The organism is Massilia pinisoli (genome assembly GCF_024753285.1).
Classification (GTDB): Bacteria; Pseudomonadota; Gammaproteobacteria; order Burkholderiales; family Burkholderiaceae_D; genus Telluria; species Telluria pinisoli.
The window spans coordinates 80,845-103,589 of the sequence record NZ_JANUGW010000023.1; the positions used below are offsets into that span (position 1 = coordinate 80,845).

Annotated in this window: 20 protein-coding genes; 8 read left to right on the forward strand and 12 right to left on the reverse strand. The window is 67.1% G+C overall.

The genetic code is table 11. The annotated features are described in order from the left end of the window. Positions 1 to 2: 2 nt before the first annotated feature. The 6 genes from NX784_RS24040 to NX784_RS24065 all read right to left on the reverse strand — a co-directional run bounded on the left by NX784_RS24040 (position 3) and on the right by NX784_RS24065 (position 6,706). Positions 3 to 2,738: a bifunctional diguanylate cyclase/phosphodiesterase gene (locus NX784_RS24040; protein WP_258819206.1), complete on the reverse strand. Its 2,736-nt coding sequence runs from the start codon at positions 2,736 to 2,738 to the stop codon at positions 3 to 5. Beyond that, complete coding sequence (locus NX784_RS24045; RefSeq protein ID WP_258819207.1) at positions 2,738 to 3,178, reverse strand: type 2 periplasmic-binding domain-containing protein; 441 nt, start codon at positions 3,176 to 3,178, stop codon at positions 2,738 to 2,740. Before NX784_RS24045 ends, NX784_RS24040 begins: the two co-directional genes overlap by 1 nt. 1 nt (position 3,179) lies before the next feature. After that, the gene (locus NX784_RS24050) at positions 3,180 to 4,430 is read right to left on the reverse strand and encodes a hypothetical protein (protein WP_258819208.1); all 1,251 of its coding nucleotides are present in this window, start codon (positions 4,428 to 4,430) and stop codon (positions 3,180 to 3,182) included. A 187-nt stretch (positions 4,431 to 4,617) separates the two neighbouring features. Beyond that, positions 4,618 to 5,133, reverse strand: coding sequence for a M48 metallopeptidase family protein (locus NX784_RS24055; protein ID WP_258819209.1), 516 nt, complete (start codon positions 5,131 to 5,133; stop codon positions 4,618 to 4,620). A 100-nt stretch (positions 5,134 to 5,233) separates the two neighbouring features. Continuing rightward, positions 5,234 to 5,581: a KGG domain-containing protein gene (locus NX784_RS24060; RefSeq protein ID WP_258819210.1), complete on the reverse strand. Its 348-nt coding sequence runs from the start codon at positions 5,579 to 5,581 to the stop codon at positions 5,234 to 5,236. Positions 5,582 to 5,683: 102 nt separating this feature from the next. Continuing rightward, the gene (locus NX784_RS24065) at positions 5,684 to 6,706 is read right to left on the reverse strand and encodes an NADP-dependent oxidoreductase (protein ID WP_258819211.1); all 1,023 of its coding nucleotides are present in this window, start codon (positions 6,704 to 6,706) and stop codon (positions 5,684 to 5,686) included. A 97-nt stretch (positions 6,707 to 6,803) separates the two neighbouring features. Here NX784_RS24065 and purU point away from each other — a divergent pair, with 97 nt between their 5' ends. The 6 genes from purU to NX784_RS24095 all read left to right on the forward strand — a co-directional run bounded on the left by purU (position 6,804) and on the right by NX784_RS24095 (position 11,994). Continuing rightward, a complete protein-coding gene (gene purU, locus NX784_RS24070) occupies positions 6,804 to 7,670 on the forward strand; it encodes a formyltetrahydrofolate deformylase (protein WP_258819212.1) in 867 nt (288 codons plus the stop codon). A 27-nt stretch (positions 7,671 to 7,697) separates the two neighbouring features. Then, positions 7,698 to 8,240 carry a YaeQ family protein gene (locus NX784_RS24075; RefSeq protein WP_258819213.1) on the forward strand — a complete coding sequence of 181 codons (543 nt, stop codon included), beginning with the start codon at positions 7,698 to 7,700 and terminating at the stop codon, positions 8,238 to 8,240. A 105-nt stretch (positions 8,241 to 8,345) separates the two neighbouring features. Beyond that, on the forward strand, positions 8,346 to 8,699 hold the full coding sequence (locus NX784_RS24080; RefSeq protein WP_258819227.1) for a DUF2946 domain-containing protein: 354 nt from the start codon (positions 8,346 to 8,348) through the stop codon (positions 8,697 to 8,699). A 40-nt stretch (positions 8,700 to 8,739) separates the two neighbouring features. Further along, a complete protein-coding gene (locus tag NX784_RS24085) occupies positions 8,740 to 9,186 on the forward strand; it encodes a copper chaperone PCu(A)C (protein ID WP_258819214.1) in 447 nt (148 codons plus the stop codon). 8 nt (positions 9,187 to 9,194) lie between these two features. Next, a complete protein-coding gene (locus tag NX784_RS24090; protein WP_258819215.1) occupies positions 9,195 to 9,695 on the forward strand; it encodes a YcnI family copper-binding membrane protein in 501 nt (166 codons plus the stop codon). Positions 9,696 to 9,702: 7 nt separating this feature from the next. Beyond that, positions 9,703 to 11,994, forward strand: coding sequence for a TonB-dependent receptor (locus NX784_RS24095; RefSeq protein ID WP_258819216.1), 2,292 nt, complete (start codon positions 9,703 to 9,705; stop codon positions 11,992 to 11,994). A 222-nt stretch (positions 11,995 to 12,216) separates the two neighbouring features. Here NX784_RS24095 and NX784_RS24100 read toward each other — a convergent pair whose 3' ends face one another. After that, on the reverse strand, positions 12,217 to 12,987 hold the full coding sequence (locus NX784_RS24100) for a head GIN domain-containing protein (RefSeq protein WP_258819217.1): 771 nt from the start codon (positions 12,985 to 12,987) through the stop codon (positions 12,217 to 12,219). A gap of 153 nt (positions 12,988 to 13,140) precedes the next feature. After that, a complete protein-coding gene (locus NX784_RS24105) occupies positions 13,141 to 15,792 on the reverse strand; it encodes a glycoside hydrolase family 3 protein (RefSeq protein ID WP_258819218.1) in 2,652 nt (883 codons plus the stop codon). 223 nt (positions 15,793 to 16,015) lie between these two features. On the opposite strand from NX784_RS24105, the gene NX784_RS24110 reads away from it, so the two are divergent. Then, the gene (locus NX784_RS24110; RefSeq protein WP_258819228.1) at positions 16,016 to 17,137 is read left to right on the forward strand and encodes a type IV pilus twitching motility protein PilT; all 1,122 of its coding nucleotides are present in this window, start codon (positions 16,016 to 16,018) and stop codon (positions 17,135 to 17,137) included. Between the two features lie 39 nt (positions 17,138 to 17,176). On the opposite strand, the gene NX784_RS24115 is transcribed toward NX784_RS24110, so the two are convergent. Continuing rightward, positions 17,177 to 17,629, reverse strand: a complete 453-nt coding sequence (locus tag NX784_RS24115; protein ID WP_258819219.1) for a hypothetical protein — start codon at positions 17,627 to 17,629, stop codon at positions 17,177 to 17,179. Between the two features lie 335 nt (positions 17,630 to 17,964). On the opposite strand from NX784_RS24115, the gene NX784_RS24120 reads away from it, so the two are divergent. After that, positions 17,965 to 18,849 (forward strand): TraB/GumN family protein, encoded by an 885-nt coding sequence (locus tag NX784_RS24120; RefSeq protein ID WP_258819220.1) that lies wholly within the window; start codon positions 17,965 to 17,967, stop codon positions 18,847 to 18,849. A 250-nt stretch (positions 18,850 to 19,099) separates the two neighbouring features. Here NX784_RS24120 and NX784_RS24125 read toward each other — a convergent pair whose 3' ends face one another. Genes NX784_RS24125 through NX784_RS24135 form a run of 3 tightly spaced genes read right to left on the reverse strand, consistent with a single transcriptional unit; the run spans position 19,100 to position 22,441 of the window. Beyond that, positions 19,100 to 19,672: a hypothetical protein gene (locus NX784_RS24125; protein WP_258819221.1), complete on the reverse strand. Its 573-nt coding sequence runs from the start codon at positions 19,670 to 19,672 to the stop codon at positions 19,100 to 19,102. A 40-nt stretch (positions 19,673 to 19,712) separates the two neighbouring features. Next, a complete protein-coding gene (locus NX784_RS24130; protein WP_258819222.1) occupies positions 19,713 to 20,252 on the reverse strand; it encodes a hypothetical protein in 540 nt (179 codons plus the stop codon). Between the two features lie 26 nt (positions 20,253 to 20,278). After that, positions 20,279 to 22,441: a hypothetical protein gene (locus NX784_RS24135; protein ID WP_258819223.1), complete on the reverse strand. Its 2,163-nt coding sequence runs from the start codon at positions 22,439 to 22,441 to the stop codon at positions 20,279 to 20,281. Positions 22,442 to 22,745: the final 304 nt, after the last annotated feature.

The following is a 22,745-nucleotide window of genomic DNA, read 5'->3' on the forward strand; positions in this document are numbered from 1 at the left end:
CCTTATCCCGGCACGGCTTCGGCATTGCCGAGCCGTCGTTGCTGGGCCTGGGCGCGCAGCATCTCCGTGATGCGCTCGGCCGGCACGGGTGGGCTGAACAGATAGCCCTGCATCTCGTCGCAGTCGTTCGCGCGCAGGAAGTCGCGCTGCTCGGCCGTCTCCACGCCCTCGGCGATCACGCGCAGGTGCAGCCGGTGGCCGAGCGAGATCACCGCGAGTGCGATGGCCTGATCGTCCTCGCTGACGGCGATGTCGCGCACGAACGACTTGTCGATCTTCAGCGTGGAGATGGGGAAGGACTTCAGCGCGGACAGGCTCGAATAGCCGGTGCCGAAATCGTCGATCGACAAGGTCACGCCCATCTCCTTCAGTTCGCGCATGCGGTCGACGGCCTGGTTCAGGTCGCGCATCAGCAGGCTTTCCGTCACTTCCAGTTCCAGCGAGGACGGGGGCAGGCCCGTGTCGCGCAGCGCGCCGGCGATGCGCTCGACGAGGCGCTTTTCCTCGAACTGGCGGGCCGACACGTTCACGGACACCGTCAGCGCATCCAGCCCGGCCGCGCGCCACACGCTGGCCTGGCGGCACGCCGTGCGCACGACCCACTCGCCGAGGCCCACGATGAGGCCCGATTCCTCCGCGAGGCCGATGAAGCGCATCGGCGGCACGGTGCCCTGTTCCGGATGGCGCCAGCGGATCAGCGCTTCCACGCCGAAGATGCGGCCCGTGCGCAGGTCCAGTTTCGGCTGGTACACCAGGTGGAAGCGGCCCGCGGGCGAGTACGCGGCCGGCACGGCGTCGGGGTCGTCCACGGCGTCGTTGGCCAGCGTGGCGTCGAGGGCGCGGCGCATCCCTTCCAGCAGCACGAGCTTTTCCTCGACGCTGGCGTTCATCTCGCGCGTGTAGAACTGGAAGTTGTTGCTGCCCAGTTCCTTGGCGCGGTACATGGCGGCATCCGCGTTCATCATGAGGGTCTTCGGGTCATCACCATCGCGAGGATACACGACGACGCCCATGCTGCAGCTGACGCGCACGGCCTGGTCGCCGATCTGCACGGGCTCCGTCACGGCCTGGCGGATCTTTTCCAGCACGGACGACAGGGTGAGCGGACACTCTCCCGCCTCCGGCAGCAGGATCACGAATTCGTCGCCGCCCAGGCGCCCGAGCGTGTCCGTGCGGCGCAGGCAGGCCTGCATGCGGCTGCCGACGACCTTCAGCAATTCGTCGCCCGCGTTGTGGCCGAGGCCATCGTTGACGAGCTTGAAGCCGTCCAGGTCGACGAAGGCGAGGGCGAGGTGGCCGCCGCTGCGCTGGGCGTTGCGCACGGCCTGCTCGAGGCGGTCGCGGATCAGGCTGCGGTTCGGCAGGCCGGTCAGTTCGTCGTGGTGGGCCATGTGGCGGATGCGTTCCTCGGCCAGCTTGCGCCCCGTGATGTCGCTCACCATGGCCACGGCGCCGCCTTCGACGGGCACGATCTGGCGCTGCAGCCAGCGGCCGGTGGCGGGGCCCGTGGCGGCCTGCCATTCCGCCTCCACGACGGCGCCGCTCGTGACGACCTGCACGAGCTGTTCGTACATGCCGTTCATGCGGTAGTACGGCAGCACGTCGCCCATCAGCCGGCCGCGCAGCGCATCCTTCGTGAATCCGGTGAACACCTCGGCGCGGCTGTTCGTCTCCTCGATGAGGAAGTCGGTGATCGCGTCGTCCGCGCCGGTCACGCTGCGCAGCACGAAGAAGGCGTCCAGGCTGGCTTCCGACGCGGCGGCATACGTTTCCTGAGCGCGGCGCTCGCGCCGGCGCGCCTTGGTCACCTGCCACGACCAGACGCTGATCAGCGCCACGGCGGCGATGAGCAGCGCGCTCGCGGCCCCGGCACCGGCGAGGTAGGTGCCGTAGTGCTGTTCGTAGCGCGCCATCTGTTCCCGGTCCGCCAGGCCGACGACGACCGTCAGCGGGAAACCGGCGAGACGGCGTGCGCCGGCGTAGCGCTCCTCGCCGTCGGGGGCGGTCGGCTGCGGCGTCACGGCTTCTTCCTTGATGCCGTCGAGCGCGATCGGCTGGCCCCACGAGACCTTGTCGCCGATGCGCACGGCGCGCGCGACGCCGTCGCTGCCGACGAGCGCCAGCAGCCCCAGTTCGCCGGCGCGCGAGCGCTCGTACGAGCTGGTGAAATAGGCGGGGTCCACTTCGACGATGGCCACGCCGGCGAAGCCGCCCGCGGCGTCGTCGATGCGCCGGGTGAAATGCAGGTGCGGCTCCGGCCGGACCGGGTCGCCGGCCGTCTGGCTGACGAATACCGCGTTGCCGCTGCCGTTGGCCTGCACGGCGAAATACGGCATGCGCGACACGTCCTGCTCCGGCGCCTGCGGATTGCTGTCGACGATGTGGCCGTCGCGGTCGGCGATGCTGATGCCGAACACGAGGCCCGGCGGCAGCAGGCCCTGCGTGCGCAGCGCGGGCAGGGCGGCGTGCGCGCCGTTCAGCTCCACCGCGTACTTGATCACCTTCAGCGTCTGGTCGATGGCGTTCAGGTTGCGAGCGACCTGGGCCTCGTACGTGTCGAGCTGCTCGCGCACGGAATCGTGCGCCGCCGCGACGGCCGCGCGCCGCTCGGTCTCGACGAAATGGAACGTGGCGGCCCAGATCGCGACGAACGGCAGCAGCGCGAACAGCGGCAGCGCGACATGGGTCTCGAGCGCGCGCGCGAGCCAGCGGGGACGGCGGCGGCGGGCGGACGTCATCACTGCACCACGAAGACGGGGCGCACGCTCGGGTCGAGCGCGCTCCGTTCGATATAGCCGATCGCTTCCGGATCGTCGGCCACCTTGCGCCGCACGGCCGCGCTGTCCGGCAGCTCGGCGGGCGGCTGGCCGCGTCCGGTGAACACGATCTTCGACCAGTGCGCCTTCACGAGCGCCGGCGTCTTGTTCGTCACGCGCGCATAGAATTCGTCGCGCACCGACGCGCCGAGGCGCAGGTCGTACGGCACGGCCTCGGCGCCGTCGGGGAAGCGCACGGCCTGGCCGAGGAAGATGGCGGCCACCTGGTCGGCGCGCAGCGTGGCGACCGGGTTGCGCGCCGAGACGATCACGACGAGATCGGCCGCGCACGCGGGCGCGCCGGCGAGCGCGCCGAGCAGCAGGACCGGTGCCAGCAGACGGGGATAACGACGCGCCGCCATGCTAGTACACGAAGTCGAGGGCGACGCTGGCCACGTGGCTCGTGCGCTCAGAAACGAAGCGCGGCGTCGGGTTGATGAACGTGCCGGTGGAGCCGTCGTGCGGCGTCACGCGGTCGACCTGCACCTTCAGCGCCATGTTCGTGCGCAGGTCCCAGCGCAGGCCGGCCGCGAACGACGTCTGCTGCGGGATGCGCATGAGCAGCGAATTCAGGCCGGCGTTCAGCGCGGTGGCCATCGGCGCCAGCGCGGGGGGCAGGGCGGCCGTGGGCAGGCCCGGGTCCAGCGTCGCGCCCACGGCCTGCACGCGCGCCCACGTCACGTACGGCGTGAGCGTGTTCCAGCGCCAGCCGGCGCTGACGTAGCCGGAGCGCGTGGCGCCGAGGAACGAATGGCTGATCGCGCGGTTCGCTTCCGCCATCACGAACCACGTGCCCGGGTCGTAGCTCGCGCCGACGTTCACGAGCGTCATGCGCTTGTGGTCCATCGCATAGCGCGCAGTGAGCGCCTGGCCGGCCGGGCCGAAGGCGTCGAACGCGTCGAACAGGTCCTGGCCGATGTTGCTCGTGATGTCGGCGCGCAGCACGTTGACGCGCACGCTGAGCGCGCCCCAATCGCTCGTATTCGAGGCGCCGACGCCGTGGCGTGCGTACAGGTGCAACGAGTCGACCAGCGGCACGGCGCTGTGGCCGTAGAACACCTGCGACGCGTTGCGCACGGGCCCCGCGCTCCAGCGCCACGTCGCGTCGACGCCGTCGCTGCTCGTGACGGGCATCACGTTGTAGCCTTCGACGGGCGGCCGCAGCCACGGGTACGCGTAGCCGACCTTGCGGTAGTCGGCAATCAGGAAGACGGGCAGCGCGATGCGGCCCGCGCGCAGCGCCAGCTCGGGCGTCGCCTGGTACTTGACGTTGGCCCACACGATGCGCGGACGGTAGCTGTTGTCGAGGCCTTGCTCGCTCACCACCTGCAGCACCGCGGACCAGCGCCGCGCCAAGGTCGTGTCGAGCTGCACGCCGAGGCGCGAATCGACGTCGGTGCTCCAGCTGCGCGTGGCGCCCGTGCCGTTGGCTTTCATCACGGACGACGTGTAGTCCGCCTCGCGTTCGCCGGCGTGCGCGACACCGATCGTGCCGAAGCCGGAAACGCGCCAGTCGGGCAGGCGCGCAGAGCCGGCGTCGGCGCGGGCCGTGCCGGCGCAGGCGAATCCGAACAGGGACAGGAACAGGGCAAGCGGTAAGCGTTGTTGCTGCATGGGCGTCGACGGATGGGGCGTCCGGACCGCGGATGGCGGAGCCGGGCGGCTGTGGATACACATCGGCCTGCGCGGGTCGGCAGGACAGGACTCGACTCTAATCCTTGCCAAGTGGAAAGTCGACAGCCTTTTGGCCGTCTCATATCATTGTTCTAATTTTTGTTGTGATATGGCAACGACGTAGGGATCACCCCCATAAGCGCCGTCCGTCCAGGTCCAGCTGGGTGAGGTATAGCCGGACGTCGAACTCGATCTGGTGGTAGTCCGGTTCCATCCAGCAGCACAGCTTGTAGAACGCCTTGTCGTGGTCTTTTTCCTTCAGGTGCGCCAGTTCGTGCACGGCGATCATGCGCAGGAACGCGGGGGGCGCGTCGCGGAACACGGTGCCGATGCGGATCTCGTGCTTGGCCTTCAGGCGGCCGCCCTGCACGCGCGAGATGGCGGTGTGCAGGCCCAGCGCGTGCTGGACGATGCCGATCTTGCTGTCGTACGCGACCTTGGACACGGGCTCGGCGTTGCGCAAATAGTCGTCTTTCAAATCCTGCACGTAGCCGTACAAGGCCTTGTCGGTGCGGACATCGTGCGCGTCGGGATAGCGCCGCAGCAGGTGGTCGGCGAGGCGGCCGTCGGCGATGAGGCGCTCGACTTGCGACAGCACGTGCGCGGGGTAGGCGCTCAGGTATTTCAGGTGGACAGAAGACATGAGGGCGGCACTGTAGCACGTCCGGATGTCGGTTGCAGCGGTGAATGCGGCGACGTGGACCGCGCCCGGCAGGGCGGCGCGGTCGGGATGCCCCGTTACGTCACTGCTCCTTGCCGCCCTGGCGGTTGCCCGCCTGGGTGCCGGGCTTCCCGGCGGCGGCGGCGCGGTTGGCCGATTGCCGGCTTTCCCCGCCTTTGCGGCCGATGTCGGCCATGTGGGCCCGGTTACGGCTGACCACTTCCCCGCCTTTCTGGCCCGCGCGGCGCGCTTCTTCCGAATCGAACTCGTGCGCCGTTCCCTTCTGGTGCGCGGCCTGGCCGCCCTTGCTGGCGATTTGACGCTGCTGGTTCTGGTCCATCGCAGCGAAACCGCGCTTGGCCGGCTGGCTTTTCTGCACGCTGCCGCCGGCGTCCGCGCCCTTGTTGCCGCCCTCCTTGCTTGTCGCCATATCGGTCTCCTTGTGCCTGAACAATCGAAGCGAGCGTCATGGATGCGCTCGTGCGTTTAGAGGCGCAAGGCGTGAAATGGTTCCGGCGGCGTGCGGCTGGCCTCAAGGCGCGTCCGCGACCTTCAGCACGAGCTTCCCGAAGTTCTTCCCTTCGAACAGCATCGTGAGGGCGTCGGGGAAGTGCTCGAAGCCGTCGACGACGTGTTCGCGGCTCTTGATCGACCCCGCCTGCAGCCAGGCGCCCAGACGCTGCACGGCTTCCGGATAGCGCGCCGCGTAGTCGAACACGACCATGCCTTCCATGCGCGCCCGGTTCACCAGCAGCGCCAGGTAGTTCGCGGGCCCGCGCACGGGCGTCGTGTTGTTGTACTGCGAGATGGCGCCGCAGATGACGATGCGCGCCTTCAGGTTGATGCGTGCCAGCACGGCGTCGAGGATGTCGCCGCCCACGTTGTCGAAATATACGTCCACGCCTTGCGGGCAATGTTCCTTGAGGCCAGCCGCGACGGGACCCGCCTTGTAGTCGATGCAGGCGTCGAAGCCCAGCTCCTCGACGACGTAGCGGCATTTGTCCGGCCCGCCCGCGATGCCCACGACGCGGCATCCCAGCTGCTTCGCCACCTGGCCCACCGTCATCCCGACGGCACCGGCGGCCGCGGACACGACGACCGTCTCGCCGGCCTTCGGCTGGCCGATGTCCGTGAGGCCGAAGTACGCCGTCATGCCGGGCATGCCCAGCACGTTCAGCCAGGCGGGCAGCGGGGCGAGCGTCGGGTCGATCTTCATCGCGGCGGCCGCCTTCGCGTCGACGGGCCCCGTCCAGTACTGCTGCACGCCGAAGATGCCGGCCAGATAATCGCCGACGGCCGCGTGCGGCGAGTTCGACGCCTCGACGATGCCCACGCCGCCGGCCCGCATCACTTCGCCGATGGCGACGGGGCGGATGTACGATTTGCCTTCGTTCATCCAGCCGCGCATCGCGGGGTCGAGCGACAGGTACAGCACGCGCACGCGCACCTCGCCATCCTTCAGGGGGGCGGAAGTTTCCTCGGTGAGTTGCCAGTCGGTGGCCTTCGGGAGGCCGACGGGGCGGGCGGCGAGGCGGAATTGCCGGTTCATGGTCATGCGTGTCTCCTCGTGTGATGTTCAAAAATGCCGGAATGGCAATCCATGCGACAATGGCCGGGATCAGTCAACCTCAACCATTCTGAAGTCTTTAGCAATGTATCCAGAATATATCCTGACCTTGTCCTGCCTGGACCACCGCGGTATCGTGCTGCGCGTGTCGGGCTTTCTTGCCGAACACGGCTGCAACATCATCGACTCGGCCCAGTTCGGCGATCCGGAATCGAAGCTGTTCTTCATGCGCGTGCACTTCGCGCTGGAAGACGATGCCATGTCCGATGAATTGCTGCGCGCCGGTTTCGGCTCGCTGTGCCAGGACTTGGGCGCGCAGGGCGCGCTGCACGACGCGAAACGCAAGCCGCGCGTGCTGATCATGGTCTCGAAGATCGGCCATTGCCTGAACGACCTGCTGTTCCGCTACCGCAGCGGCCTGCTGCCGGTGGAGATTCCCGCCATCGTGTCGAACCACATGGACTTCTATCAGCTCGCGGCCAGTTACAATATCCCATTCCACCACTTGCCGCTCGAGGCGGGTGCCAGCGAATCGGCCAAGCTCGCCCAGGAGGCGCGCATCATCGAACTGCTCGACACCCACCGCATCGACCTGGTCGTGCTGGCGCGCTACATGCAGATCCTGTCGCCGGGCCTGTGCGACGCCTTGAAGGGCAGGGCGATCAACATCCACCATTCGTTCCTGCCCAGCTTCAAGGGCGCGCGTCCGTATGCGCAGGCGCACAAGCGCGGCGTCAAGCTGATCGGCGCGACCGCGCACTTCGTCACGGGCGACCTGGACGAAGGCCCGATCATCGAGCAGGACGTCGAGCGCGTCGGCCACGCCATGAGCGTGGACCAGCTGACGGCCATCGGCCGCGACGTCGAGAGCGTCGTGCTGGCCCGCGCGGTCAAGTGGTTCGTGGAGCACCGTATCCTGCTGAACGGCGACAAGACCGTCGTGTTCAGCTGACCACTTAGACTGAAAGACTCGCTTCAAATGGCGCTGAAAGCTACGATTTACAAGGCAGACCTGAGCATTGCGGACATGGACCGCAACTACTACCAGGAGCACGCGCTCACGATCGCGCGGCATCCTTCCGAAACGGACGAGCGCGTGATGATCCGCCTGCTCGCCTTCGCCCTGCACGCCGACCCTCTGCTCACCTACGGCAAGGACTTGTTCGACGTCGAGGAGCCCGCCCTGTGGCTCAAGGACCTGACCGGGGCCATCGACCTCTGGATCGAGGTCGGCCAGCCCGACGAACGCCGCCTCATGAAGGCGGCCGGCCGCGCCGAACACGTGGTCGCGTACTGCTACAGCGCCACCAGCGGCATCTGGTTCAAGGGCCTGGCCAGCAAGCTCGAGCGCACGAGGAAGATCTCCATCATCAACATCCCGGCCGAGACGAGCGCCCAGCTCGAGCAGATGGCCCAGCGCTCCATGCAGCTGCAATGCACGATCCAGGATGGCCAAGTGTGGCTGACCGATGGCGAACGCACGGTGCAGGTCGAGCGCGAAATCCTGATGGCCGAGCGGTAATCTTGCCCGACCGGACAATTTGTCCAGGCCGCGGCGTGCGCCGCACCGTGCATACGCGGCTATAATCGGCGGATGCTGATTCGTCCGACAAGACGCTTGCGTTTCGTGTGGCTGGCACTGTTCGCCGTGCTGCTGAACGCGTTCGCGCCTACGGTGTCGCATGCGCTGGCCGCGAGCCGGCCGGCGCTTCCCGTCGACGTCTGCAGCGTCGACGGCGGCGCCCCGTTCGCCGCCGCGGCCGCGCTCCTGATGCAGGACGACCATGGCGCGATGCGCCTCGCGTGCGATTGCGGCTACTGCCTCGCCCACGCGGGCAGCCACGGCATGCCGCCGTCTCATCACCCTCTGCTCGTGCCCGCGCTCGGCGCCGAGCCCCGGCCTTTCCTGTTCCACCACGCGCCCCGTCCGCTCGCCGTCTGGCTCGCGGCCGTGCCCCGTGGACCGCCTGTCTTCGCCTGATCCCTCGTCGCTCCGATCATTCAATTTTTCAGGTGAAGTCATGTTCAGAAAATTTCTCGTGCTGGCTGCGGCCAGCCTCGTCACCACATCCGCCGCGTTCGCCCAGGTGACCGTCGCCGACCCGTGGATCCGCGCCACCGTTCCGGCCCAGAAGACGGCCGGCGCCTTCATGCAGTTGCGCTCGGCGAAGGCCACGCGCCTCGTCGACGTGCAAAGTCCCGTGGCCGGCCGCGCCGAAGTCCACCAGATGGCCATGGAAGGCCAGACCATGCGCATGCAGAAGGCCGACGGCATCGACCTGCCGGCCGGCCAGACCGTCAACCTCGGCGCGGGCGGCTACCACGTCATGCTGTTCGACCTGAAGCAGCAACTGAAGGAAGGCGAGCAGGTGCCGCTGACACTGACCTTCGTCGGGGCCGACAAGAAGCGCGAGGCCGTCACCGTGCAGGTGCCGGTCAAGCCGCTGACGTACACCGCCGCGCACTGACGGGAGCCATGATGAAAGCATTCTTCTGGATCGCCGCGCTGTGCGCGGCGCCGCTGGCGCACGCCCATATCACCGTCGCCCCGGCCAGCGCGCCGGCAGGCGCCTATCAAACCCTCGTGTTCAAGGTCGGCCACGGCTGCGACGGCAGCGCGACGACGGGCATCACCGTGCAGCTGCCGGACGGCGTGACGGCGAAGCCGATGCCCAAGCCCGGTTGGACCCTCGACCTCGCCGAAGGCAAGCTCGCGGCGCCGCTGCAGATGCACGGCAAGACGATCACGAGCGCCGTGCGCGCCATCACGTGGCGCGGCGGCCCGCTGCCGGACGCCTATTACGATGAATTCACGGTGCAGGCCAAGCTGCCCGATGCGCCGGGCCGCTATGTGTTCAAGGTGGGCCAGCAATGCGAAAAAGGCCGTACGGACTGGGCCGACGTCGCACCCGAATCGAAGACGCCCGCGCCGGTGCTGGAGGTGACGCCCGCCGCGATGCCGATGCACCACCACTGAGGTGCACATGCGACATCGACATCATCGCCTCGCGCTCGCCGCGCTGGCGTGCCTGGCTGCGCACGCGCGCGCCGGCGACGGGCCGGCGCAGCTTGACACCGTGATCGTGACGGGCGGCCGCCCGACGTCGCTGCCCGCGCAGATTCCGACGACGATCGAAGGCATCACCGGCAAGCAGGTCGAGGAACGGATCAACGCGTTCGACAGCGAGGACGCGCTGAAATACCTGCCCAGCCTGAACGTGCGCAAGCGCTATACGGGCGACTACGACCACGCCGTGCTCGCGAGCCGCGCGTCCGGCACGGGCAACAGCGCGCGCTCGCTCGTGTACGCGGACGGCATCCTCCTGTCGAACCTGCTGGGCAACGGCGCGTCGTACACGCCGCGCTGGGGCCTCGTCACGCCGGAGGAAATCGAGCGCGTGGACGTGCTGTACGGGCCGTTCGCGGCCGCGTATCCGGGCAACTCCGTGGGCGCCGTCGTCGACTTCCAGACGCGCATGCCGACCAGGCGCGAAGCCCACGTCAAGCTGTCCGGTTATGCGCAGGACTTCAAGCTGTACCGTACCGACGACCGCTACGCCGGCTGGCAGGGCAGCGCATCGCTGGGAGACCGCAGCGGCGCGTGGTCGTACTGGATCGACGTGTCGCGGCTGGACAGCGACGCGCAGCCCATCGCGTTCGCGAACAAGCTGCTGTCGGCCGGCGTGCCGGGCGACGCGGGTGTGCCCGTCACGGGCGCCGTTGCGGGGCGCAATCCGTCGAACAAGGACTGGTGGCTGATCGGCGCGACGAACCGGACGCACACGGTGCAGGATCACGCGAAATTCAAGCTCGCGTGGGATGTGACGCCGAAGCTGCGCGCCAGCTACACGTTCGGCTGGTGGCGCAACACGGCTGCGCGCACGTCCGAATCGTACCTGCGCGATGCGGCCGGCAACCCCGTCTACACGGCCAGCCGCGTGAACATCGACGGTCGCGCGTATGACGTCAAGGCCTCCGACCTCGCGCCCAGCCGCGCCACGCTGGAACACGCGATGCACGGGCTGTCGCTGAAACATCATGGCCGCGACACGTTCGACTGGGAGATCGCCGCCAGCGTCTACGACTACGCGCGCGATGTCGTGCGCACGCCGACGGTGCTCGTGCCCGATGCGGACACGAACGGCGCCGGGCAGGTCACGGACATGCACGGCAGCGGCTGGAACACGCTGGCGCTGAAGGGCATCTGGCGGCCCGATGCCGGGCTGTTGTCCGGGCACACGGTCGAATTCGGCCTGCAGTCGGACCACGCCAAGTTGCGCTCGCGCGTGTTCGCCAGCGCGGCGGACTGGCTGCATGCGGGCGACGGCCGGCAGGTCTCGGTCTTCAACGGCAACACGTGGCTGGAAAGCCTGTACGGGCAGGACAGCTGGCGCATCGGCGACGCGTGGCGCGCCACGTTGGGCGCCCGCGTCGAGCGATGGCGCGCGTATGGCGGCGAGCTGTCGAATGCCGTGCTCGCGGCGCCGCTGCCGTTCCCGGACCGCAGCGCGATGGCGTGGTCGCCGAAGGCCGCGCTGGCGTGGCGTGCGAGTCCGGCGTGGACGTTGAAGGCATCGACGGGGCGCGCCGTACGCAACCCGACGGCGGCCGAGCTGTTCCAGGGGAGCGTCGTCGACAATGCCATCGTCAACAGCGATCCGAACCTGAAGGCGGAGAAGTCGTGGACGAGCGAGCTGTCGGCCGAGACGCTGGGCGATGCAGGCTCGCTGCGCGTGACGGCCTTCCGCGAGACGACGCGCGACGCGCTGTACTCGCAGCCGCTGCTCGTTGCGGGCGGCGCGACGGTGAACACGGTGCAGAACGTGGGGCGCATCCGCACGAATGGCCTGGAGATGTCAACGCAGGCCGACGACGTGGGCATCAAGGGACTCGGGCTGACGGCAAGCGTCACGTATGCCGATTCCATCATCACGGAGAACGCGGGCTTTCCGGCCAGCGTAGGCAAATGGCAACCGCGCGTGCCGCGCTGGCGCGCGACCGTGCTCGCGACGTGGAAGGCGACCGACCGATGGACCGCGACGCTCGGTGGGCGCTACAGCGGGCGCCAGTACTCGACGCTGGACAACAGCGACCCGAATGGCAACGCGTACATGGGGGTGTCGGACTATCTGGTGTTCGATGCGCGGGTGCGGTATCGGTTCGATCGGCAGTGGAGTGCGGCGGTCGGCGTGGACAACCTCAATGACCGCACGTATTGGGCGTTTCATCCGTACACGCAGCGGACCGTGGTGGCCGAGGTGAGGTGGGACCTGTAACTTCCCTCGATGTAGGGTGGACGGCTGTACACGCGGCGCTGGCGTCCCGCGTCGCGCGCGCCGTCCACGCGTTCAACGGCCGCCGGCACGGCTGCGATATGCGCACCGCGCCTATCGCCGCGTGGACGGCGCGATCTGCGCGGCGGCTCGGCCGCATCGTGTGCAGCCGTCCACCCTACGGTCCGTGCACGCCGTCACGTACGCTCAACTGTCCACGCATGATCAGCGCGGCGATGCGCCCAGCCGGCGCACATTGCCCGACCCGACGACGGATCGGGTCACCTGCGGATCGCCGTAGTAGCTGACGTCGCCCGAACCGGCCACGGTCAGGCCGAGGCTGTCCTGTACCCACAACGTGGCGTCGCCGGAACCGGCCACCGTGACGGTGGCTTTCCCCGTGCGCACGTGCCCCAGGTCGACGGTGCCGGAGCCGCCGATGGACACGGACAGATTGTGCGCGGAACCGTCGTCCGCCTTCAGGTCGCCGCTGCCGCCGAGGGCGACGTTGACGGATTCGCCTTCGATGCGGCGCACCTTGATGGAGCCGGCGCCGCCGACGTCGAACCGGACGCGCCCGCCGCGCACGACGTCGGCATCGATATTGCCCGAGCCACCCAGCGCCAGGCGGTCGATGTCGCGCGCCTGCACGACGATCTTGATGTTACGAGTGCGCAGCTTCGCGTCGTGCTTCGCGCGGATCTTCAACGTGCCGTCCTCGACGACCGTCTCGATCAGCGGCAGCAGGTTGTCGTCCGCCTCGACCGTCACGCCTTCGCGGGCGCCGCCGCTCTTGATCTCGACGTTGCCCGACAGGGACAGCGCCACGCCGCTGAAATGCCCGACGTCGCGTGCCTGGCGCTGCACGTGGCCGTTGCCCTGCACCTGTTCGCTCTTGCCCCAGTTCCAGTCGCCGGCCTCCGCCTGCGGGGCGATGGCGACGCAGGCGAGGGCGCAGGCGGCGATCAGGAAACGGCGGGTGGTGGTGGCGGTCATGATGGTCTCCCGTGATGTGTCGGATGGTGTCGATGTGCACATCGTAAGCGGGAGGCGGCCGCCGCGGTACGCGTTTGCGACGGACCGCACGAAAGCCGGGGCGGAATGCACGCTGGCGGATTGAACCGCATGCATCCTGACCCCGTCACGGCTTCATTTCGGCAACGCGAACGGCGCGCCCGTGACGGCGAGGACAGCTTTGACCGTCTGTGCATGGCCCGGCTGGCCGCCGCCCAGATAGACTGTGTACGGTCCCGGTACGACCATGCGCGCCCCGGCCGCGTCGACCTGCGACAGCGCCCGTGCGTCGAGCGCCAGCGTGACCCGCGTGCGGTCGCCGGCCTTCAGGTGGACGCGGCGGAAGGCGGCGAGCGTCGGGTGCGCGGTGTCGCCCGGCTTGCCGACGTACAGCTGGACAACCTCGTCGCTGTCGCGCTTGCCCGTGTTCGCGACGTCGACGGTCACGTCGACGGGATTGCCCGCCGCGATCGAGGACGCCGCCAGCGCGGGCGTGCCGTAGCGGAACGTCGTGTACGACAGACCGTGGCCGAACGGGTACAGCACGGGGCCCTTGAAGTAGCGGTACGTGCGGCCGTCCATCCGGTAATCGCCGAACGGGGGCAGGCCGTCCAGAGAGCGGTAGAACGTGACGGGCAGGCGGCCGGCAGGGCTGTAGTCGCCGGCGATCAGGCCCGCGACGGCATGGCCGCCTTCGCCGCCCGGATACCACGCCTGGACGATCGCCGGCACGTGCTTGTCGGCCCAGTTGACGGCGAGCGCGCTGCCGCTCATCAGCACGAGCACGGTCGGCTTGCCGGCCCCGACGACGCGCTCCAGCAGGCGCTCCTGCGGCGCCGGGAGGTCCAGGCTCGTGCGGTCGCCGCCCAGGAAGCCGGGCACCTGCAGCTTCAGCTCCTCACCCTCCAGGTTGGCGGACAGCCCGGCCACGAACACGACGAGGTCCGCGCGCCGCGCCAGGTCGACGGCTTCGCGTCCGCCGTCGACGGGCGTGCTCCACACGAGCTTCTGGTCGCCGCGCGCGCCGCGCTGCACGGCCTCGATCCGGATCGGATAGGTGCGTCCGGCCTGCAACGTCGCCTTGCCCGCCGCGATCGACGGCGAGTCCGTGACGTCCCACGCATCCACGACGAGCTTGCCGTCGATCCAGATGCGGTAGCCCGCGTTGCTCAGGTAGCGCAGGCCGTAGTCGCCCGTGCGCGGCGCCTTCAGGTAGCCGGTCCAGCGCGCGGACGCGTTGTGGCCACCGTCCTGCCATGCGGCGCGGGCATTGCGTTCGACGCCGTCCTGCGCGTTGCCAGCCAGGGCGGGGCCGGCGAAATGCTCGGCCTTGAGGCCCGTCGTGCGGCATGCGGCGTCCACGCACAGGTTCGCATCCGGCACGGGCGGCTCGGCCGGTCCGACGAGGCCCGTGCCCGGCGCGTACAGCACTTTCGCGTCCGGGAAGCGGGCGCGGATGCCGGCCAGCACCGTCACCGGATGCGACGGCTGGCCGTTGTAGTTGCCGACCAGCGCATCCTCGCTGTCCGCGTTCGGGCCGATGACGGCGATGGTCTTCGGTGCTGTCTTCAACGGCAGCAGGCCGTCGTTCTTCAGCAGCACCATGGCCTCCTGCGCGGCCTTCAGCGCGACGGCGCGGTGGGCCGGCGTGTCGTTGTCGTCCGGCTTGATGGCGGCGTACGCGCGCGGCGGCTCCGTGTCGAGCAGGCCCAGGCGGATGCGGCCCGCGAACAGGCGCACGAGGGCGCGGTCGACGACCGCTTCCTTCAACTGCCCCTGGCGCACGGCGTTCACGATGGGCCCCGCCTCCGTCGTCATGTTGTTGCGGTAGTCGCCGCAGATCAGGTCCATGCCGGCCGTGAACGCGGCGGCCACGGCCTGCTCGGGCGTCTTCGTGTAGTGCAGGCTGTCGTCGCGGTAGATGTTGGCGGCCGCGCCGCAGTCCGACACGACGAAGCCCTTGAAACCCCAGGCGCGGCGCAGGTGTTGTTCCAGCAGATCGTCGCTGGCGCACGCGGGGACGCCGTCGACGGCGTTGTACGCGCACATGACGGACGCCACCTTGCCCTCCGTGACCGTCGCGCGGAACGCGGGCAGGTACGTGTCTTCGAGGTCGTGCGGGGACGGGTGCACGTCTTCGCGGTGGCGGTTCGATTCCGGCCCGCTGTGCACGGCGAAGTGTTTTGCCGTGGCGATGGTCTTGAACGTTGCGGGATCGTCGCCTTGGAGGCCGTGGATGAAGTTGACGGCGATGCGCGACGTCAGGTAGGGGTCTTCGCCGTACGTCTCCTGGCCGCGGCCCCAGCGTGGATCGCGGAAGATGTTGATGTTCGGCGACCACACGGTGAGGCCGCGATACCAGTCCGTGCCGCCGTCCGGCGAGCGGGTCGCCAGGTACTTGGCGCGGAATTCCGTCGCGATGACGTCGCCCACGTCGTGCATCAGCGCCTCGTCCCACGTGGCGGCCATGCCGACGGCTTGCGGGAACACGGTCGCGTAGCCCGCGCGCGCGACGCCGTGCAGGCCTTCGTTCCACCAGTTGTAGCGCGGGATCTTCAGCCGGGGGATCGCGGGCGCGTCGTTCCCCAGTTGGGCCGCCTTTTCCTCCAGGGTCATGCGCGCGACGAGCCCGGCGGCGCGCGTTTCCGGCGTCGGCGCCTGCTGGGCGCGTGCGGACGCCGCCGTCGCTGCGATTGCTGCGGCAAGAGCAAGCGGCACGAGCCGGGAGGGCGTACGTTGCAAAAGGGCGCGGCGGTGCGGCCGGCCGGCGGTCGGATGGTCGATCATCGTAGTCTCCTGTTATTCCGGCATGGTGCCGATGTTTTGGAAAATGCTAACACGAAAATGTATAGCGCTAACACTCCGCAGGAAAACGGGCTGATGTGGCGGCCAAGGCACGTTTCGAACCTTGGCTCTAGAAAAAATATCTTTCCAGTTGGAATTTTGACAGGATGCCGGTTTTATAATGAAGGATCGCTCAGCCGAGCTCTCGTTTCCCAATCGAAGCATGATGGAACACCACCAGTCCTCGCAGATTCCCATCCTGTCGTATATCGAAAACGAAGACCATCCGGTGTTCGGCACCCTGGTCGAGCAGATCCTGCACCTGCTGAATTCGAAGCTGGTGTTTTCGGACATCATCATTCACCAGAACAGTCCGCTGATGCTGCGCCAGCCGAAAGGCCTCGTCGCGGTGACGGATTCGCCGATCACGAAGGAAGAGCTGGAAGAGTTCTTCGACGTCATCGAGCCGAACTGGTCCGAGCGCATCGCCGACCGCGCGTTCGACCGCTCGATCGACCTGCACACGGCCCGCATCCGCGCGAACTGCTTCAGTTTCCAGGGCAAGAAGCGCCTCGGTTGCGTGATCCGCCGCTTCCCGAAGGAACCGCTGGCGCTGGACACGCTCGGCCTGCACGAGGACGAGCGCGAGTTCGCGCGCCTGACGAGCGGCCTCGTCCTGATCATCGGCGACACCTGCCAGGGCAAGTCGACGACGATCGCGTCGATGCTCGACGAAATCAACAAGCAGCGCTCGGGCCACATCATCACGATCGAAGACCCCGTCGAGACCCTGATCCCGCAGCGCAAGTGCATCATCACGCAGCGCGAGGTGGGCGTCGACGGCGACGTCGAAAGTTATTATCTCGGCGCGCTGGACGCGTTGCGCGAGCGGCCGGACGTCATCGTCATCGGCGAGATCCGCGACGCGCAGACCGCGCAGGAAGCGCTGGCGCTGGCCGAATCGGGCCCGCTCGTGCTGGCCACCCTGCACGCGCGCTCGACGGAGCTGGGTCTGCAGAAGATGCTCCGGCTGCTGGGCAATTCGGAAGCGCAAGGCCAGGCGCTCGCGCACGCGCTGCGCGGCGTGCTGTGTCAGGCGCTGCTGCCGTCGAAGCAGGGCAACCGCTACCACCTCGCGACGGAGTGTTTGACCATCAACCCGGCCGTCGCGGCGATGATCGAGGAGGGTGACCTGGGCGCCATCCGCGCGCACATGAACGCGGGACGCGGCCCCGGCTGCCACACGATGAACAGCGTGCTCGAAGCGCTGCTGGCCGCGCACGTGGTCGGCGTCGACGACGCGCGCGCCGCGACGACGGACCGCATCGGCTTCGCCGAGATGGTGTAACGCCGCGTCCGCCACGCCCCCGCGCCGTCACGCGTCGGGTCAGTGGATGTGCGCGGCGTCGTGATTGCGCTTGGCGACTTCGGCCCGGCGCTCTGCGCGTTCGTCGGCCAGTGCCGCCTTGTCATGCGCGCGTTCGGTGCGCTCGGCCGAGATCTCGCGGCGATCGTGGCGCACGTCGCGCGCGGCGATCTTCGCTTCATTGAGCTCGTGCCGGCGCGCGCGGTCCAGCTTGCGCGCGTCCTTCAGGTCGCCTTTGGCCACAAGGGCGTCTTCCACGCGCTGGTCGTGGCGCGCGTCCCGTTTTTCCATGGTGACCACATGCTTGTCGTGGGCGATGTCGCGCTTTTCGGCGGCAATGCTGGCGCTGTCGTGGTGAATGTCCCTGCGGTCGGCCCGGATGTCGTGCGTATCGTGCCGGATGGCCGCGTTGTCGGCCAGGACCTGATCGACGGCGCCGTTTTGCGCGAAGGCGGTTGCGCTGATGACGGACAACAGCCCTGCGGCCAATACGAATGCGGTTTTCATGGTGTCGTTCTCCTCGGTTGGTGGCGATGCTTCAGTGCATCGCTTGGGGAGATAACGGTTGGGCGGCGCGGCGGGACGACGGCGGATGATGTAATGATTGTAAGCAAAGGTTGCGGAACGATGGCTGGATCAACGGTGGATACGTGGATGCGGCGGCTCCTCAGCATATCAAATTGCTTGACGCAAAAAGTCACGGTCTGTCAGGACTTGGGCGTCAGAGCGAATATTGTCAAGAGTAAATAGCCGAACGGAAAATGGGCAGATAAAATTTAAATAGCTAATTCTTATGCAAGGAAATACTGATGGCCCGTCGGATGATTGTGATTCTCCTTGCTGCGTTCAGTCTGCTGGCCGATCCGGCCTGGGCGGTTGAGCGCGGCGCACTGTTCAAGGTCACAGGCCACGACCATACGATGTATCTGTTCGGCACCATCCACATGGGACTGCCCGAATTTTTCCCACTCGACGAGAGCGTTACCCGGGCCCTGGCCGCGTCCAGCACGCTGGCGCTGGAAATCGACCCGACCGAGCAGAGTGCGGAGCTGGCCGCCGCAGTCCAGCGCGTCGCGACAACCACGCCCGCCATCGTCGCCGCGATGCCGCCTGCGCTCGGGCCGCGCCTGACGCGCCATCTGGAGGCGGTGGGCGCGCCGGCCACGTTGCCGACCAAGCTCAAGCCCTGGATGCTGGTGATGACGCTGGCAGTGGTCGAATATGCCAAGCTCGGTTATCGACCGGACCTCGGCGTCGATGCGCACTTGGCCAAGCTGGCGCATGGCCAGAATATCAAGGTCATCGGCCTGGAGACGGTCGAGAGCCAACTCGACGTGTTCGACCACCTGTCCGCGGCCGATCAGTGGACGATATTGGATGAAACTCTCGAATCGATGGATTCAGGCGAATCGAAAGAGGACGTGCGGGCGCTGACCGACGGCTGGGCCAAGGCCGATCACGCCGCGCTCGACGCGCTGGCGCTCAAATTTGAAAACGACCAGCGACTGTCGTCGCAGATCATGCAGCGGCGCCTTCTGACCGAGCGCAACGGGCCGATGGCGGACAAACTCGACGGTCTGCTGACGCGTGAAAAGACGACGATGGCGGCAGTCGGACTCATGCATCTGATCGGCAAGGACAGCGTGCCGAATTTCTTGCGCGCGAAGGGGCTGAAGGTCGAGCGGGTGTACTGAAGGGGAAGGGGCAGCACGTATTTTCAGTCGCGTGTCGGACGCTGAGCGGAAGGCCTTTCCGCGCAGCGAAAGCGATAGTGTGCTCTCTCACGGCTGTCGACATGACTTCCAAGCTCTACGCATCGTTCGGTGTCGGGAATGTCGGCAATGGACTCGTATTCCTTCCCAAACAGTTGGACTGACACGTCCCAACTCATCGCGATTTCCTCGCCAAAGTCGCGCGCTGTCGAATTGCTGCTTGTAACACCGCTCATTTCAGAGTGAAAGATGTTTTGAGCGGTAGCACAGTTTTGCTCAAATTGTCCTTCAGTGAGACACGTACGGTCCATGTACCCGCGGGGTCGTCCGGGTCACCCGTGAACCCGATCACAGGGACAGCGAGATACGTAGCGTATGCGTCGCCCCGCAACTCGCCTTGATAACAAACCGCATTTTCTTGATGCGACGATACGCTGCCGTCCGGTCGTACGGCGTCCAGATCGCATGTCAAGTCGGCGCGGCCATCCACGCCCTTCTTCGGATTTGAAAAGAAAATCAGCACGAAAACTTGCTGGCCGCGTTCAACGGTCTTTGCTTCGTTGAAGTGCGGTACCGTATTTGCGGGCGTGTCCCATTTTTCGCGCCAGTCTGCATCGGGCGTAACGAGCAAGAAACCAGCGAGTCCATTGATCGAGCGGCGCGCTTCCGTTTCGGGCACCGGTTGGCCATGCACATCCCGCCAGGCGGCCTCTTGTGCGAGGGCTGAGGTACCGAGAGCCAGGCCGACGGCCAGTGCAAAGAAATATTTTAAAGTCATTTTTTTGTTCCAAGATAAAGCCAACATTCTCATGCCACCCCGTGGTCGTCGCATCGGCCGCTCCACGTCACCGCTTTTCCCGATCGATCACCTGCAGCAGCTTGAACGCCTCATGCTCGACCATGGGCTGCGCATCCGCCAGCTCCTTGCTCGCCCGCACATACGCCGGCCGCTTGCGCTCATTTTTCTCTTCGGCAGGCACGGCCGCCGTCATCCCGGGCATGATGATCTGCGCGCGGCTGTTGTACTTGTCGTGGATGACTTGCCGGCCGTACGGCGTGCGATAGAAACGGGTCATCTCGACGGCCGTGTCGGCCGAGATGAAATGCGCCAGTTGCGGCGCCAGGCGCTGGCAGACCTCGGAGGGTGGTGTCTTGTCGAGCTTGGCAAACACGGCCTTGCGCTGCGCCTCGGTCGGGTAGCGGCTGCGCGACGCGACGCCTCGTAACACCTTGTCGACTTCCATCGCGCCCAGCAGGTCCTGCACGGCCTTCACGTGCGCGGGCGTGGGGGCCGCGGTCATCGTGGCCGGCGCCGGCGTGGCGGCGAATGCGGGGAAGGCGGCGAGGAGCGACACGCCCAGCACGGCTTGGACGGCAAACTTCATGGGGTTTCCTTTCGAATGTGTATGGTTCAATCGTCGTCGTTCTCGTAGACCGCGACCTTGCGATCGCCCTTGTAGCGGCAGGCGTCGATCTGTTTCGATGCGGTCGACTGGCACCAGCCCATCCCGCGGCGCCGGCCTTCGTCGTCGATGCCGCCCGTGAAGACGATGGCGTCCGCAGCCGGCCATTGGAATTCGCCGTGGATCCATTTCCCGGTGATGGGGCCGGTGCCGTGCGCGGGCACGAAGGTGCCGGTGCCGTCGGCATTGCCTCGCGTGAACGTGGTCTCGAGGCGTCCTTCCTTCGTCACGAGGACGCCGGCGCCGTCGGGCACGGCGTCCTTGACGCCGCCGTCGTACGACACCATCTTGCTCGCCGCGGGGAACGTGACGTGCCCGCGGCCTTGCGCCATGCCGGCGACGAAGTCACCCTCGTAGGCGACACCCCGTTCGCACACCAGTCTGCCGTGGCCCGCGGGCAGGCCGTGGACGAATTCGCCTTCGTAATAGCTGCCGTCGGGGCGCGACCATTTGCCCTTGCCGTGCGGTTTGCCGTCTTCCACCGTGCCTTCGTAGACGGCACCGCTCTCGTAGCGCAAGCCCTTGCCGTCCGGCGTCGGCACGCTGTTCATGTCGACGACGATTTCCAGGTTTTCCATCACCAGGGCGTCGGCCGGATTCTCTCCCCGCGTGTCGAAGGCGACGGCGCTGCGCATGCTCTCGAGTGCCTTGTGCAATTGCTTGTCGCGCAGGTAGAGGTGCGCCAGCGCGCGGAAAGCCTTGGGCCGCGGCTCGTAGATGACCGCCGTGTCCAGGCCGGCGATGCCTTCCTCGGGCGGCTCGGTTTCCGGCAGCATCGTGTAGAGGTCGCCCAGGCCGTAGTAGGCGAGGGGCTGGCCGGGATCCAGCTGGATCGCGCGCCGGAACATCGTGCGCGCTTCCTGGGCCAGCGGCTCCCAGCCGGGCGCGCCCGTCTCGTATTTGGCGGCCGCGGCCCCGCGGTAGCCCTCGGCGCGCACGGCGAGCAGGCCCGCATCGTTCGGATACTGTTTCTGCAGCGCGGCCAGCCGGGCGCCCGGATCGTCGAGCAAGTTACGCCCCGCGGCGATCGTGTTGGCCTTCACGTCGTCCGGGTGCAGCTTGAGGTTCGTTTCGATCAGGTCTTTCGCAACGTTGCCGTCGAGTTTGCCGAAACGGGGAAGCACGTCGGCCAGGACGGCATACGTGGCCGAACGGTCGAGCTTGCTGACCTTGACGGCGACTTGCGGCAGGGCCAGGCCATCCTTGCCGGTGGAAAAGCCGCGTACCGTCACGCGGCGCTTGACGTAGGTGCGCAGGTCGTTGTCGAGCTCCGTGTACGACTTCCCGAAGGCGATGCGGACGGCCTGGTGCTGCGACAAGCCCATATTGTGCAGGCGCAGATAATGGGCCAGCTGGCGGCGCAGTTCGGGACTCGAATTGAAGTAATGGATGGCGTATTTCGCCCGCGCGTAGAAGCGCGCGACCTCCACGCTGCTGCCCCAGGTGTCGTCGAATGTCAGCTTGGGCGAGTTGAATAGCCATTTGGTGTCGAAGTTGGCGCGGTCCGTCTCGTCGAACAGCCAGGCCTCGCGCCCGCCGCCTTCCCCCGGACGGCCGAACCAGGCCATGCCGTCCTGGACGACGAGCGAGGACCAATATTCGGACATGCCTTCGTCATACCACGTCGGATACGACGTCGTCTCGGGCGAGTAATGCAGCAGGAAGTGGTGGTACTCGTGCAGGATGATCGCGCGCGAATCGTCGCTTTTGTCCGCCGACTTGGCGTAATTGTCGATCCGCGCCAGCGCCGCGTAGCCGTTGCGCGCCGATATGGTGAAGACACCGGCCCAGTCCTCGGGCAGGCCCAGCGTCGAGAAGCTGCTCTTGCCCATGGCGACGATCGTCAGCGGCGGCCCGTCCAGCGATTGCGCGCCCCGCACACGGTTCGAGATGTAGCGCAGGTTTTCCAGGTCGACGATCATCCTGCGCGCGACGTCTTCCGGCTGTTCCGTGACGACCCTGAAATTCGGGCTGTCGATTTCGATCCAGTTCTTGTCGATGAGGTCGGCGACGTTGCGCGCATGCGCTTGCGTCAGCGGGACCAGCATGCAGAGGATGGACAGGGGACGGGCAAGGCGGCGCCAGGGCAGCGCGGCGAAAGGATTGTTCATGGACCGGTCGATGTGTTGTGCGAACACGTGCGTTGCCGCACGGCAGCCGTCATTGTAGGCCCGGTCAATACGTTGAATTATCACCAATTATTGCAAGCGGCGCAGTCACTCTTCAGTGTTATGCGATTGCTGCATGATCGATATGTGAAATGACAATTGGACTGATGTCTAGCTCAGCCGCATACTCCGTCCTGTCTCCTCTATCTTCCTCCAAGAAAATAGATTCAGCCCGCCGAGTGCGGGCTTTTTTTTGGTTCTTCGCGGGGAACGGGGTAAGACGGGGTTGACGATCTGAGCAGGAGGT

Excerpts from the sequence above, each read along its gene's own strand:
- NX784_RS24040 (WP_258819206.1), bottom strand. The coding sequence starts at position 2,738 with ATGACGTCCGCCCGCCGCCGCCGTCCCCGCTGGCTCGCGCGCGCGCTC.
- NX784_RS24045 (WP_258819207.1), bottom strand. The coding sequence starts at position 3,178 with ATGGCGGCGCGTCGTTATCCCCGTCTGCTGGCACCGGTCCTGCTGCTC.
- NX784_RS24050 (WP_258819208.1), bottom strand. The coding sequence starts at position 4,430 with ATGCAGCAACAACGCTTACCGCTTGCCCTGTTCCTGTCCCTGTTCGGA.
- NX784_RS24055 (WP_258819209.1), bottom strand. The coding sequence starts at position 5,133 with ATGTCTTCTGTCCACCTGAAATACCTGAGCGCCTACCCCGCGCACGTG.
- NX784_RS24060 (WP_258819210.1), bottom strand. The coding sequence starts at position 5,581 with ATGGCGACAAGCAAGGAGGGCGGCAACAAGGGCGCGGACGCCGGCGGC.
- NX784_RS24065 (WP_258819211.1), bottom strand. The coding sequence starts at position 6,706 with ATGACCATGAACCGGCAATTCCGCCTCGCCGCCCGCCCCGTCGGCCTC.
- purU (WP_258819212.1), top strand. The coding sequence starts at position 6,804 with ATGTATCCAGAATATATCCTGACCTTGTCCTGCCTGGACCACCGCGGT.
- NX784_RS24075 (WP_258819213.1), top strand. The coding sequence starts at position 7,698 with ATGGCGCTGAAAGCTACGATTTACAAGGCAGACCTGAGCATTGCGGAC.
- NX784_RS24085 (WP_258819214.1), top strand. The coding sequence starts at position 8,740 with ATGTTCAGAAAATTTCTCGTGCTGGCTGCGGCCAGCCTCGTCACCACA.
- NX784_RS24090 (WP_258819215.1), top strand. The coding sequence starts at position 9,195 with ATGATGAAAGCATTCTTCTGGATCGCCGCGCTGTGCGCGGCGCCGCTG.
- NX784_RS24095 (WP_258819216.1), top strand. The coding sequence starts at position 9,703 with ATGCGACATCGACATCATCGCCTCGCGCTCGCCGCGCTGGCGTGCCTG.
- NX784_RS24100 (WP_258819217.1), bottom strand. The coding sequence starts at position 12,987 with ATGACCGCCACCACCACCCGCCGTTTCCTGATCGCCGCCTGCGCCCTC.
- NX784_RS24105 (WP_258819218.1), bottom strand. The coding sequence starts at position 15,792 with ATGATCGACCATCCGACCGCCGGCCGGCCGCACCGCCGCGCCCTTTTG.
- NX784_RS24110 (WP_258819228.1), top strand. The coding sequence starts at position 16,016 with ATGGAACACCACCAGTCCTCGCAGATTCCCATCCTGTCGTATATCGAA.
- NX784_RS24120 (WP_258819220.1), top strand. The coding sequence starts at position 17,965 with ATGGCCCGTCGGATGATTGTGATTCTCCTTGCTGCGTTCAGTCTGCTG.
- NX784_RS24125 (WP_258819221.1), bottom strand. The coding sequence starts at position 19,672 with ATGTTGGCTTTATCTTGGAACAAAAAAATGACTTTAAAATATTTCTTT.
- NX784_RS24130 (WP_258819222.1), bottom strand. The coding sequence starts at position 20,252 with ATGAAGTTTGCCGTCCAAGCCGTGCTGGGCGTGTCGCTCCTCGCCGCC.
- NX784_RS24135 (WP_258819223.1), bottom strand. The coding sequence starts at position 22,441 with ATGAACAATCCTTTCGCCGCGCTGCCCTGGCGCCGCCTTGCCCGTCCC.